The organism is Proteus sp. fly-1013, from assembly GCF_040140245.1.
Lineage (GTDB): Bacteria > Pseudomonadota > Gammaproteobacteria > Enterobacterales > Enterobacteriaceae > Proteus > Proteus mirabilis_B.
The window spans coordinates 305001-319117 of the sequence record NZ_JBEEWD010000003.1 but is presented as its reverse complement, the minus strand read 5'-3'; the positions used below and the strand labels follow the sequence as shown (position 1 = coordinate 319117).

Below are 14117 nucleotides of genomic sequence, written 5' to 3'. Positions count from 1 at the left end.
AAACCTTAATTTTTAATTTCTTAAAACTCAATCACATGTCAATAAAATTGATGTGTAATTTCCTTTAGCTGATAAATCTGGCAACTCTATTTTACATACGTTATTTTCAGATAACTGGATGAATAATATTTCATGGGATTTAACACCACCTAAATATGCTGAACCATTATCGCTCACCATACCCATATCCTGGTTTGATTCATTTAATATCGTTGAACCAAATGGTGCAAAAGAGCCATCTTTTAGTATAATCTTTGCAATGATTTTAGCACCTTCAGAGACATTAAACTTACGATAACCTATTGCCCCTTCGGTTAGCGTAAATTGCTGTATTGAACCTTTTGCTTCAATATTACTAGGTAAATCGTCAATATTTACGGATACACGACTGCGCATATAATCACTGCCTAATGGTAAAATTGCTTTACCAAAATAGTTAGTGGTTGTATTCGGGCCATTTCCACTAATTGGAACATTTTGAACCCCATTAGTATCCAATAATATACGTGAGCTTCCTGGTATATTAATACGATGAAGCGCCCCACCCTTAGGTGTTAATGTCGCACCGCCGTCAATAGATAATGTAGCAACACTACTAACAGAATCAGTATATGAAGCACTACCAGAAACGACTGCAGAGTCCGCATAATGGCGATAATAGCCGCTTACGTTTGCTCGACCTCTCGCTGTCGTACCACCTGTAATATTATAGTTATTTCTATCATCAACTGTTTTGTTATAGCTAACCGTATTAGCGATATCTCCACTATTAATATAGCTATTCATACTGATTGTTGTTTTTGTATCTAATGGAATACTTAAGTTAATAAAAAAACCATTATCACTTCTTCCGTAAGTATTATTTCTGTATGCATTAATATTTATAGAGTTATTTTTGAAGCTTGCTACATTAAAATATTTCGATAATGAAAAACTAAAGTAATCGCTTTTTTCACTATTCCAATAAGTACGATGGCTATAAGAAAGATAAGCATTAAGACCAAAATCAGGAAAACTTTGGCTGAACGTCAACAAGTAGAGATCTTTATCTTTATTCACTTCTCTATTGTAATATTTACTATCAATATATTGATTTAATGTCAAAAAATCTTGTTCTGCAAAACGGTATCCCGCTAATGTGACTTGGTTATTAAATTCTTCAAATCTTTTTGAGTAATTAATCCGATAAGCATTTCCTTGTTTGTCATCATTTTGATTATTAACATCTTTTGCAAATGACGTCGTTATATCCACAGAAACGGCACCAAACATTAATAAATCACGCCCTATTCCTGCAGAAAAAGAGTTATATTCATCACTGACAATCGCTCCACCAAATAAAGACCAACCATTATCTATTCCCCATGAAAATTCGCCCATACCAAACATGGGACCTTTTCTATTTCTATCAACATCTGAAGGTTTTCCTATTAGGGTCTTATAACGGATTTGTCCTGGCCTCGTTAAATAAGGAACACTTGATGTATTTACTTGGAATTCTTGGATTTTTCCATTATCTTCCTCTACACGAACATCAAGGACACCCGAAATACTTTCATTAATATCTTGAATCGCAAAGGGTCCCTGGCTTACCGTTGTTTCATAAATAATTCGACCTTGTTGGCTAATAATGACTTTTGCGTTAGATGATGCCACACCACTAATTTGTGGTGCATACCCTCTTAAATTAGGCGGTAACATATTATCTTCAGAGGATAACGTTACTCCCATATATCGAATATTTTCAAACAGATCAGATGAACTGTAATTTTCACCTAGCGCAAGCTTTGCGTTTAATGGCTTAATAGAGCGGTAAGCATAAATTTGAGCCCATTTCCAATCGAAGCTTTTATCTTCTGAATCATTATTATCATAAACACTTTGCCAATCAGCACGTAAACGCCACGCATCGATATTTAACCCCATAGTTCCTTGACCATTAAGGCTAAATTGATGGTTACTTTCTGATTTTCTTTTTATATCTTGTGCAGTTAGGTGATAGTCAAAAAGTGCCCCTGATATTCCTTCATCCCATCGAGAGGGAGGATCCCATCCTTGAGCAGTGTAATTTAGGTAAGCTTGAGGTACGGTGATAAACAGTTTACTTTTCTTTAATTGTGGTTTTACTGTCATGCTTGGTAATGAATTTATATTTAAACATTGTTCATTACCCCACCATGTAAGCCCCTTTAAATAAGGCTCTTGTAATGAAAATTTTTCGACAACTTCGCGAGGAATACAAACTAGAGTTTTATCATCGTTATTTGCTGATTTTATAAATTTAATCTTATAATTATGCTCGATTAAATCTTCATTAAGAAATATAGAAACTTCATAGATACCAGGATAAATATAATCTTCTTTAGAGAATCGAGATAAGTCAATATTATTCCTATCCTCTAAATTTAAAATATCAGTATTAAACTCAACAGGTTCATCTGCATATAATAAGGAACTATGAACGAGCGATATGCTTGATATCACATAGAATATACATTGCCATACTTTGAAGTTGAAATGTGACATAGTTCCCCAATCTATTACGTGTAACGCTCTCACTTATAACCAAATAAATAGCCCCTAAGCCGAAACTGGCTCAGGGAGCTAATAATCTTATTTATAGGTTAATGCAAAAGTAGCAATAGATGAGAAAGTACCTGGAGTCACATCAACGCCTTGCTTTCCTTGTAAATAAGCAGAGAAACGTAATTCATTAGGGCCTTCAGATAATACTTGTGCAGGTGATGTTGCTTCACCTAATTTAACGATGTTGCCACCGTATTGAGAAATAATAACGCCCGCACCTTTTGCTGTACCATCAATAGCAATAGCGTCATCAATACCTGTCGCCCCTAAACCAGAGAAAGTTGCTTCTACTGTTTTATAAGTTTTGGTTGAACAGTTTTCTAATTTGATGGTAAATGCTTCAGAAGTGCTACGACCACCTTCTTTTAATAATGAAGATGATACTTGTCCTAATTGAACTGTTTGTTTGTCATTATTTGGTGCGATTGAACAAGGTGCATCAATAATTTCACCTTCAAAGGTAATTTGTCCATGACCGCCAGTAATTGGCTCAACAGGATCTTCTGCAAATGCAGATCCAGCAACCATTAAACAACTAAAACCCAATACAGCTGCTAATTTAGTTAATTTCATTTTCCACCATCTCTATTTGATTGTAAAAAGGCAAATTAAAATAATTAATCTGCATCAACCTTAACCATAAAAATGAAACTTTTAGTTTTCTAAAAAATAAACATCAAATTTATTAGATACAGTTATCCCGTCAAACTATTTAAAGTTCTAAAAGATAGATTTCATTATTTATGTTTCGCGAACATTACCACAAAGAAAAAAACAATGACATTTTATAAAAAATAAAATAAAAAACAGAAAAACACGCACAAAAAAACCATATAAATCATAAAATTAAAAAAATTAATTTTATTTAGTTTTATTATCTAATTAAATAAAGACAAAAATAGAGTATCATTTAAAGAAACTACGTTTTTATACTTAATCAAAAAACTTAAAAAAAAATAAAAAATAATCCAGATAAAACAATGAATTATAATCTAAAAATATATTTTTTACTTTAATCTTCAACAAAATACAAAATGATAAATTTGAGATTATTCTTATCAAGATAAATAATCAGATATTTTTAAAATTAACTTATCTTTCAATCAATAAACGTTTAACAGGTAATTATTTTTCAAAAAAACGAATAAAAAACTTACAAAAAAATAATTAAAATAGAAAAAAATTGATTTTAAAAATAAAAAATAGTATTTACGCCATTTATTTTTTGCAAAAACACTCTCTATTTATAAAAAGTGTGACTGGAGAAATTTCATTAACACATTAGCTTAAAGTTGAACTTTCTATTGATAAATAAAGATAGAAAATAATAGATAGATAAATAAACAAGCTCACTCTCGTTTTACACTTAGAATGAGCTTGTTCTACATACGATATTAACTGGCTAATTCAACTTATTAATATTGTTCTTTAATTTGAAAGACTGAAACTTTATCCGTTAAGTTTTGTGCTTTCTCATCTAAAATCATTGTTGAAGTTGCGCCCTGTTCAACTAAAGCCGCATTTTGCTGAACAACAGAATCCATTTGGTTAATGGCGACTGCAATCTGTTCAATACCCACTTTTTGCTCTTCCGATGCGATACTAATGCCCTGCATAATATCGCTAACTTTAGTAATAGAAGAAACGATGTCCTGCATATGCTCGCCCGTTCTATTCACTAATTCTCGACCATGAGCCACATCAGCAACGGATTCTCTGATAATTTGATTAATTTCACGCGCAGCATCCGCACTTCTTGCTGCTAAATTTCTCACTTCTGTTGCAACAACAGTAAATCCACGACCTTGTTCACCAGCACGTGCTGCTTCAACCGCTGCGTTTAATGCCAGAATATTAGTTTGGCTTGCAATGTTATTAACCACATCATTGATTTCAGCAACCTTTAATGTTCCTACCTCGATTTTTTTCATCGAGTTAATTGCATCATTCATGATATTAGAACCATCAATCGCCAAATCACGAGTCTCTGCGGTAATGGAGTTAGCTAAAATCGCATTATCCGTGTTATTCACTACCGCAATTTTAATCTCTTCCATACTCGCAGCTGTCTGTTGCAGCGCACTTGCTTGCTCTTCGGTACGAGAAGAGAGATCTTGGTTACCAGAAGCAATTTCCGCTGAGCCTTTTTTGATCTCTAGCGCTTCTTCTTTAACAAGTTGAATAGTCGATGTTAGCGAGGTTTGCATATCACCCACATTAGAGAACAGGGTTCCAAACTCATCATTTCGTTTTTTAGGTAGAGTGAAACTTAAATCACCCTCTCCTACTTTTTGCAAAATGGCTGATAGCGTATTCAAGTTAAAGATAAACGTTTTATTTACCCAACGGATAACGATATAAAGAAGAACAAGAATGATCCCCAGAGCAATGATCGTTGTGTAAAGTGACAACTGCACCATCCAAGCTTGCTGTGCTTTAATGTCATCATTCACACCTTTAGTGATCATAAGATATTCATCGAAAAGTTCAGATAGGCGAGTAAAGTCGTTAGAGAGATTTGATTCTGTGTAATCTAGCGTATCAATAGGTGCAATAAGTTCATCTAAAAGATAATAGAATAACACTGAGAGCTGTTCTGAATTACGTTGAGCATCAGGGCTTATCTTCTTCACACCTACCCAATGAGTAATAGTCGCTTTAGATTTTGTTGCCAGCTCTTTCGCTTCAGCAACAAGTGATTTAATGGTTTCTTGCTTGTTCTCATCCGTCATCGTTTTCAACAACATTAGATAGTTGACGTGAGAACGAATGGTCGCTAATTCATATCTTGCTTCTTGAACACTATTTAGTCTGGTATTCAAGGAATCCAATGATGCAAAGTTTTCTTGCATTCTATAAATAAAAAATGACGACAATACTGATGATAATAAGAAAATAGTTAACAGTATGATGGAACCTACTTTAGCTGATCTTTCAATACTCATGAAATAATCTTCCCCGATAATAAAATGATACAAATGCATTCATTTATCGGCACGAAATAGATTTTATTTACTTATTAATCAGAATTATCGATACAAACGATTAATACAGATCTCAATCAATGATGGTAATTAGTTTTTTATTCTTAGATTCAAGTATTAATCTAGATCATATACCGTTATGAAATAATATTTCAGTGTTATTAATTGGTTAGCTATTAGGGACTAATTTTAATGAAAACTAAAAATCGATAAAAAATTTTAATTTCACAAGAAATGTCTATTATCGATTAGAGATTAATAACTCTTAAGTATTTTTACGATCTAGCTCATGTATTTGAGATAAACCATTTTTGAATACACCTAAAATAGAGTATATACACTTAGGATATTGTTAATGAAAAATTATCGTCACTTTAAGTGAGAAAATAGAGAAAAAAACACATTAGTTATTTGCATCCTCATATAGCAGGATAAATAAGACATTCGAGAAAACAAACCAAACATCATTGCAATTAATATTTTTAAAAAAAGCCACCTACTTAGCATCAAACAACAAATCCTTCTTTATATGAATATTCCCCACAATAATTACCATGTTAGATCAATTTTTATTTTTCATTCTTTTAAATAAAAAAGTTGTGATCACAATTTTTTTATAAAGATATATAACTCATTTTCATCATATACCCCAATTTTTGATTTTATTCAGAGAATTCTTACGTTCTACAATTTTCATAAATACCCATAATACGCGTAAAATACATTTCCTTACAGTATCTAACCCTTTCATACAATCCATCTTATAAAGATGAAAAATGAAACATAAAATAACATATAACTTACCAAACAACATTTTTCACCAACAAAAACTCATATAATGAGTATCGCAATTAGTTTGTAATTTCATTAAATTACTTAACGTATTGATATATCTATCACTTACTAAAAATTAAGTATAACCTTACAATAATTACTCTCTTGATAGGTGTGACCTATTACAAAATGTAATCGCATAGGGTAAACCATTTTTACGCAATAATTTATGTGTAATATAGTTATTCAAACTTAAATGACTAATTTTAATATGTGATAACTTCTATATATTAGACCTCATGTTATTGGAATTAATTTATGAACGATCTAGACATAAAAGTAGGCCTTTTTTTTAAGAAGGCTAGAAAAGAGAAGAAATTATCAGGTCGTGAGCTGGCAAAAATAATTTCTGTCAGCCAACAACAAATATCCCGTTATGAAAACGGTAAAAATAGTATGTCACTTAGCCTAATAAATAAGTTACTTATTATTTTTGATAAATCATGGGATGATTTGAATCGTGAAGTAATAAGCGCCTATAACGAAAAAGGACCTAGTGCACAATCTAAAAAAAGGGGCTATGAATTTAGCACTAATGTTATTAGCCAGCTAAATTAAAAAACAATCATTTAACAAAATTACGTGAATATTACTATAAAGAATTATCTATGAAAATAAAATATTTAATTATGTTTTATTTTCATAAGCTATTAGCTTTATAAAAGTAGGGGTGTTAACAACAGACAAACTATTACTCTGTAATAATGAATATTAATTATTAGGAAAATAAATAACGCTTATTAAGCATTATTATTTGCCACGGACTGCTTTTATTTATTTTTACACTAATGGTGAGTCAATAAATAAGTTTCTAAATATTAATTTTAATATTTAGCGATTTATTAAAACGTAGTTATCTAATATAAAACGAAGGAATTTAGAATGAAAAAATCTATCATTGGTGCATCTTTAGCAATGGCATTTGGTCTGATGGCTGGTAATGCATTTGCTGCTGATAATACTGGTACGATTACTTTTAATGGTGAATTAACTGATACAACTTGTAAAGTTGACATCGAAGGCCAAGGCCCAGACGCAACTATTACTCTACCAACAGTCAGTACTGCAACTTTAACAGCTGCAGGCCAAGTAACTGGTCGTACTGGTTTCAATATGAACCTGTCTGACTGTAAAGTCGGTGCTGCTGGCCATAGCAAAGTATCTGCATTCTTCGAAACTGGTGCAACTGTTGACCAAGCTGCTGGTCGTCTGAAAAACATGGATGTAGCTGCAACTGGTGCAAAACTGGTTCAATTACAATTGTTAGATGGTAGCAATGCATTCGCACCAATCAAAATTGGTAATACGTCTCAAGTAAATGCAACTACTTACGTTCAAATTACTGATGAAAAAGCCACTCTGCCATACGCTGTTGAATACTACGCTATCGGCAAAACCGAGGCTGGTAAAGTAACAAGTAGCGTTGTTTATACTCTTCAGTATAAATAATCGAAATAAACAGGGAGGAGAAATTCTCCTTCCTGTTTGCTTTTTATTAATGGAATAAAGATAAATATGAAAACCACTAAATTAATTAAAAGCTTTTTTTTGAGTTTATTAATTATTATTCCAACATGGGTGAATGCTGCCGTTGTTATTAGTGGCACTCGTGTTATTTATAATGAAAATGAAAAAGAAGTAACACTTAAAGTTTCTAATGAAGGAACGGTGCCTGTATTAATTCAAAATTGGCTTGATACAGGAGATGTTGATGCAGCTCCTGAGACTATACAAGTTCCATTTGTTTTAACACCACCCGTTTTCCGTATTGAACCGACTAAATCACAGACATTAAGAATTGGTTATACTGGTGGTGTTGCTTTACCAAAAGATAAAGAAACCATTTACTGGCTTAACGTATTAGAAATACCACCTAATGCAACAGATGAAGAAAATAAATTACAAATTGCTTACCGCTCTAGAATAAAACTATTTTATCGTCCAGTTGCACTAAAAGATAAAATGGGAGCGATTAATGCTGCTGAAGGCTTAAAGTTTTCAGTTTCAGGTAACACGTTAAAAGTGATAAATAATGCCCCTTATTATGTTTCTTTAGTTTCTATTTCTCTTAATGGAAATGATAAACAGCCTATTGATGGTGAATTAGTCCCACCATTAGGTAGCCATGATTTTGCTATACCAAATGGCGTATCCGCAAATACAGGAAATAAAGTCGTTTATCGATATGTAAACGATTGGGGCGCAATGAAAATAGTTGAATCAAAACTTTAATTCTCCAGTGATTTCATAAAATATACGGGAATATTTAAATGAGCAGTTATATTTTAAAAACTATTATAATATCTGCTGGTGTGACTTTTTTTCTAGTCGCGCCTTATACCTATGCAGAAAATATAACAGTAACAGAAAAGAATAAATGGCTGCCGAATGGTAATCGTGCATTATCGGGTGTAAATACATTACCCGCGCATGTTGCGACACAAAGTTTACCAGCAAGTGCTAATGGCAATAATTTGCCTACCACAAATGGTAATAATAATACCGCAACCACATTTAACCCTATTTTTATGAATACGTCACAAAGTGATATTGATATCAGCCGTTTTGACAAGGAAAACTCAATATTACCTGGTACGTGGGATGTTGATGTTTACGTTAATAATCATTTTATTGCTAAACAAAAAATCACTTTTAGAGAAATGGCTAACCAAAAAGTGGAACCCTGTCTCACTAAAGACACGATGAGCCTTATCAATATCAAAGATGATAAACAGTCTCCATTGCTGAAAAGTGCAATGGAGCTTCATGAATGTATTGAATTAGTTAATCTCGTTCCTTCAACAGCCGTTACCTATGATCCTTCAATACAACGCCTTAATGTTGAAGTCCCACAAGCACTTGTTGGCTATAAACCGAGAGGTTATGTTAGCCCTTCACTATGGGATAGAGGGATCAACGCCCTGTTAGTGAACTATAATGCTAACTATTTTACATCTAGAAATAACGGTACAAACTATGATTCCGCATTTGCTGGTATTGATAGCCATGTAAATTTGGGAACATGGAGTTTTCATCATACTGGTAACTACTCATGGGACGAAAACAATGGCCATGATTACACATCAACCTATAACTATTTAGAGCGTATTATCACCACAATTAGAGGGGTAGTACAAATTGGGGATGTGTTAACAACAGGTCAGTTATTTGACTCTCAACCACTAAGAGGTATCCAGCTTTTTAGTGACGAGAAAATGTTACCGGATTCTCAACGTGGGTTTGCACCAACTATTCGTGGTATTGCGAAAACCAATGCGCGAGTCATTATTCGCCAAGATGGACGTGTTATTCACGAAACGGTGGTTTCACCAGGCCCATTCGAAATTGATGACCTCTACCCTTCTGGTTATGGTGGTAACTTGGATGTCACCATTCAAGAAGCCGATGGTTCACAACAAAACTTCAAAGTTTATTATGCTTCACTAGTGCAATTATTACGCCCTGGGCAGCATAACTACACTGTTGCAGCAGGTCATTTAAATTCCAAATCTGTAGATTATGATCCTACTCTATATCAAGCCACCTACCGCCGTGGTTTAACCAATATTATTACAGGCTATGCAGGTGTTCAGGGTACAGGTGCAGATTACTACGCTGTTCAAGTTGGTTTGGCATTAAGTACACCTTTAGGTGCTTTTTCTGCCGACGTCACACAAGCCCGAGTGCATTTAAATACGACCGCTTCTGCTGTTAATAGCGGACAGAGTTATCAGGTGAGTTACAGTAAATATATTCAAGATACCAACAGTAACTTGACTATTGCAGCATATAAATTTAACTCCGAAAACTTCTACGACTATACCTCTGCGGTACAGGCAATAAATGAAGAAAAACATGGCAGAAGTATTAGTAACATCTGGCGTCCAAAGAGTCGTTTTAACGTTACCATCGATCAGGGGTTAGCTGAGGGATGGGGTAACTTTTATGTCACTGGTTATACCCAAAACTACTGGAATAATGATACTACCGACTTACAGTACCAATTGGGTTATAACAACAACTGGCGCAGGTTGTCTTATGGTCTAAACGTAGGCCAAGTCCGTAATGCGGAGGGTAAAAAAGAAACCACATTTGAGATGAACTTTACCTTACCATTGTATGATCTCAGTATTGACCATATGCCAACTCTAACCGCCGCTGTGACTCGTGATGGTCGAGGTTATGTGGGTGAAAGACTCGGTATTTCTGGCTCTGCGGGTGCGGATAACCGTTACTCTTATGGTGTAACCGCAATGAATACAAACCACGGCGTTGGCTCAAGTATGACAATGAGTGGTAATGCAAGAACAAACTTTAGCAGCTTAAGTGCAACCTACGGTATTGGTGAGCACTACCAAAATGCGTCAGTTGGCGCGAGTGGTTCGTTAGTCGGTTGGTCAGGTGGTTTGGCTACATCGCCTTATCAAGGTAATACCTTCACTATTGTTGATGCTGATGGCGCAGAAGGTGCTGCGGTGAGTGGTTATCCGGGTATCGAAGTGAACAGCTTTGGCTACGCTTTAGTGCCTTACTTAACTCCGTATCAATTAAACGATATCACCATTAACCCTAAAAATATGACCACTAGCGTTGAATTACAAAATACTCAAGCCTTTGTCGCGCCATTTGAAGGTGCAATTACTAAAGTTGTCTTTGAAACTGACAAGGGTATGCCATTGTTGATTACTATCCAAAGAAATAATGGACCTATTCCATTTGGTAGTGTCGCTTACGATGAACAGAACAGTGAAGTGGGTAGCATTGGTCAGGGAGGACTTCTTTACGCCCGCGTTAAAAATCCATCAGGTCGTTTAACGATTAAGTGGGGACCAGGTGAAATACAGCAATGTACCATTAACTATAATGCACCAGCACAAGATAAAAATAATCAAAGTAGTTTTGTTCAACTTACTAGTGTATGTGGAGAATAAAGTATGAAGCCGATTATTAAAAACTCATTAGCTTTAATGCTTCTACTTTTACCTGTTACGGAAGTTATAGCAGCACCACCTATAACTTGTACACGTATTGATTCATCTTTACCTAGAAATTTTAATATCAATGTTGGTGGTGCTATACATGTAGGGGTTGATAAGCCGATAGGTTCTATTATTTATACCTCAGTATTAACCATAGATACCTATCTTTATGGGCATCTATGTAATCGAAATAGAAATGCTAATCCTCATGGTACTTATTTCGTTTATGAAACTACTACTCTAAAAATGTTATCAGCCAATGGAACAAAAGTGACAGGTATAGCGGGTATTCCGACAAATACTTATCAAACTAATATTCCTGGCATCGGTATTAATTTTTACGCAAACAATGATAAAAATAATACGTTATCACCGGGTGCTCCCGTTATTAACTGGGAAGGTAACCGTGAAATAAGTGATGGAACACTCAACGGTGCATCTGGAATGAAATATTGGAGTAAACCTCAATTAAATTTTTCTTTAATTAAAATAGGTCCAATTTCTCCTGGTATTATTAATTTAAATAATTTTACTAATATTGAGATGATTATTGATTATCGCGATAAAGGCGTAGCTGTTATTGCTAATGATTTCCCTTTTGTACACACACGATACCAATTGATGGGTTCAATAAGTGTCACATCATCATCTTGTCGAACACAGGACTATAACGTTAATCTTGGTTCACATAAAATAGGAGAATTGCCAACAAAAGGAAGTACGACAAAATGGATCAACTCAGACATTAACTTATATTCTTGTCCTGCATTTAGAGGATATTACTCAGGATATAGAGGGAATATTATCTCAACAGAAAATAAGCAAACTTTCCCAGATAAAAGCCCTAATGAGATAAAAGTAAGAATAAAACCAGCAAATCCAATTATTTCCGCATATCCCGGCACTTTTGCGATTGATAATATCCCTGGTGCGGCAAGTGGTGTAGGAATACAACTTGCATTCGGTGATACCGGCGAGGATTTCGTTAGCTTTAATACGCTAAAAACCTTTTCACAGCCAGTCACTGAAAAAGCAGGTACTGTCACAATTCCATTACGGGCGCGTTATATTCGTGTCGACGACAGAATATCCGCAGGTTTAGCCAATGGGGCTGCAACCTTTATGATTGAATACTATTAATCCCTTATTCTGTTTGCCAACAGCATAAAATCACACCTCTTAGTCTAAATCACTAAGAGGTGTGATTTTATGGTTCATCATTCTAATTTTCATTATTAATAATAAAAATCATTATTTATCAACAAATAAGCCCGCCTCTATCTCATTTTTAGAACAATGATATAATAAGTAAAATATATTTCTCAAACTCTGATGATTTACGGAGCCTTACCCTGTATGCAACCCCAATTTGAAAACGCGAAAAACACCGTAAAAACGTTATCAGTGTTTGATTTTGATGGCACGTTAACCTATCACGATAGTTTTATTCCTTTTTTAAAATTTGCCTTTGGCAAACGTAAATTCTCACGCCGTTTAATTAAAATGGTATTACCAACATTGCGTTGCTTTAGACGCAAACTCACGCGTGATGAACTAAAAGAAGTGCTTATCAAAACCTTTCTAACCAATATTGATGAACAATGGTTAAAAGAAAAAGCAGAAGAATTTTGTAAGCTTTACTGGGCTAAATTGATGCGCCCTACTGGCTTATTCGCTGTTGCAGAAGAAGTGAATAGCAATGCTGAAGTGACAATTTGTTCTGCATCACCCGCGATGGTGTTGCAACCTTTTGCCAAGCGCTTAGGCATTAAACTAATAGGAACAACGCTTGAAGTTATTGATGGAAAGCTGACAGGCAAAATTATTGGTAATAACTGCCGTTGTGGTGAAAAAATAAAACGATTAGAAGCGGTATATGGGGACTTAACACAATACCATTTAAGGGCGTGGGGAGATTCTCGTGGTGATCATGAATTGCTGTTTGCAGCGCAAGATCCTCATTGGCGTCACTTTCATACTGGTCGTCGTAAATCTAAAAATTCACCGATTAAAGTAACCGTAAAAAAAGAGTCTTAATCGCTTACTATTTGCTTATCGATACAAACAAATAGCCCCCGCAAAAGCGAGGGCTAAATAGAGTCTTAGATATTTACGCCGTGTTGTGCTGCTAACGCACCTAAACCACCCGCAAAACCTTGACCAACTGCTTTGAATTTCCACTCTGCGCCGTGGCGATATAACTCACCAAAGATCATTGCAGTTTCTGTTGATGCATCTTCAGAAAGATCAAAGCGTGCAATTTCAGTATTATTGTCGTTGTTATAAACGCGCATAAAACTGTTGCTGACCATACCAAAGTTTTGTTTACGGTTTTCTGCATCATAAATGGTGACTGCGAATACCAGTTTTTTCACTTCAGCAGGGACTTTTGATAGAGTGATTTTTACTTGCTCATCATCACCATCGCCTTCCCCAGTACGGTTATCTCCTTGGTGCTCAACGCTTCCACATTGACTCACTTTGTTATTAAAGAAGATAAAACTTGCGTCTGAAAGTACTTTTCCATCTTCACCTACCATGAACACTGACGCATCTAAATCGAACTCTGCGCCATCAGTCACGCGGGCATCCCATCCTAGACCAACCATAGCAACCGACATTGTTGGTGCTTCTTTAGTCAGAGAAACATTACCACCTTTAACGAGGGAAACTGCCATATCAAAGCTCCTACTTTATTGAATAAACTGGCAATCACATCTTATGACTGCCAGCG

10 protein-coding genes are annotated in these 14117 nt (G+C 34.8%); 6 read left to right on the top strand and 4 right to left on the bottom strand.

The genetic code is table 11. The features are described 5' to 3' along the window. Positions 1 to 27: 27 nt before the first annotated feature. The 3 genes from ABN236_RS08075 to ABN236_RS08065 all read right to left on the bottom strand — a co-directional run bounded on the left by ABN236_RS08075 (position 28) and on the right by ABN236_RS08065 (position 5531). Positions 28 to 2526, bottom strand: coding sequence for a fimbria/pilus outer membrane usher protein (locus ABN236_RS08075; protein ID WP_349473745.1), 2499 nt, complete (start codon positions 2524 to 2526; stop codon positions 28 to 30). A gap of 87 nt (positions 2527 to 2613) precedes the next feature. Further along, positions 2614 to 3159 (bottom strand): fimbrial protein, encoded by a 546-nt coding sequence (locus ABN236_RS08070; RefSeq protein ID WP_349473744.1) that lies wholly within the window; start codon positions 3157 to 3159, stop codon positions 2614 to 2616. 842 nt (positions 3160 to 4001) lie between these two features. Then, complete coding sequence (locus ABN236_RS08065) at positions 4002 to 5531, bottom strand: methyl-accepting chemotaxis protein (protein WP_349473743.1); 1530 nt, start codon at positions 5529 to 5531, stop codon at positions 4002 to 4004. 1131 nt (positions 5532 to 6662) lie between these two features. Between ABN236_RS08065 and ABN236_RS08060 the strand changes: the two genes are divergently transcribed. The 6 genes from ABN236_RS08060 (at position 6663) to ABN236_RS08035 (ending at position 13420) form a co-directional block, all read left to right on the top strand. Next, positions 6663 to 6962 (top strand): helix-turn-helix domain-containing protein, encoded by a 300-nt coding sequence (locus tag ABN236_RS08060; protein ID WP_311755305.1) that lies wholly within the window; start codon positions 6663 to 6665, stop codon positions 6960 to 6962. Positions 6963 to 7286: 324 nt separating this feature from the next. Continuing rightward, the gene (locus ABN236_RS08055) at positions 7287 to 7853 is read left to right on the top strand and encodes a fimbrial protein (protein ID WP_088494631.1); all 567 of its coding nucleotides are present in this window, start codon (positions 7287 to 7289) and stop codon (positions 7851 to 7853) included. Positions 7854 to 7919: 66 nt separating this feature from the next. Continuing rightward, on the top strand, positions 7920 to 8636 hold the full coding sequence (locus tag ABN236_RS08050; protein ID WP_349473742.1) for a fimbrial biogenesis chaperone: 717 nt from the start codon (positions 7920 to 7922) through the stop codon (positions 8634 to 8636). A 38-nt stretch (positions 8637 to 8674) separates the two neighbouring features. Then, positions 8675 to 11335: a fimbria/pilus outer membrane usher protein gene (locus ABN236_RS08045; protein WP_349473741.1), complete on the top strand. Its 2661-nt coding sequence runs from the start codon at positions 8675 to 8677 to the stop codon at positions 11333 to 11335. A 3-nt stretch (positions 11336 to 11338) separates the two neighbouring features. Then, on the top strand, positions 11339 to 12523 hold the full coding sequence (locus ABN236_RS08040) for a fimbrial protein (protein ID WP_349473740.1): 1185 nt from the start codon (positions 11339 to 11341) through the stop codon (positions 12521 to 12523). Between the two features lie 216 nt (positions 12524 to 12739). Beyond that, positions 12740 to 13420: an HAD family hydrolase gene (locus ABN236_RS08035; protein WP_349473738.1), complete on the top strand. Its 681-nt coding sequence runs from the start codon at positions 12740 to 12742 to the stop codon at positions 13418 to 13420. A gap of 65 nt (positions 13421 to 13485) precedes the next feature. Here ABN236_RS08035 and ABN236_RS08030 read toward each other — a convergent pair whose 3' ends face one another. Further along, positions 13486 to 14061: a TerD family protein gene (locus tag ABN236_RS08030; protein WP_023582790.1), complete on the bottom strand. Its 576-nt coding sequence runs from the start codon at positions 14059 to 14061 to the stop codon at positions 13486 to 13488. Positions 14062 to 14117 lie beyond the last annotated feature (56 nt).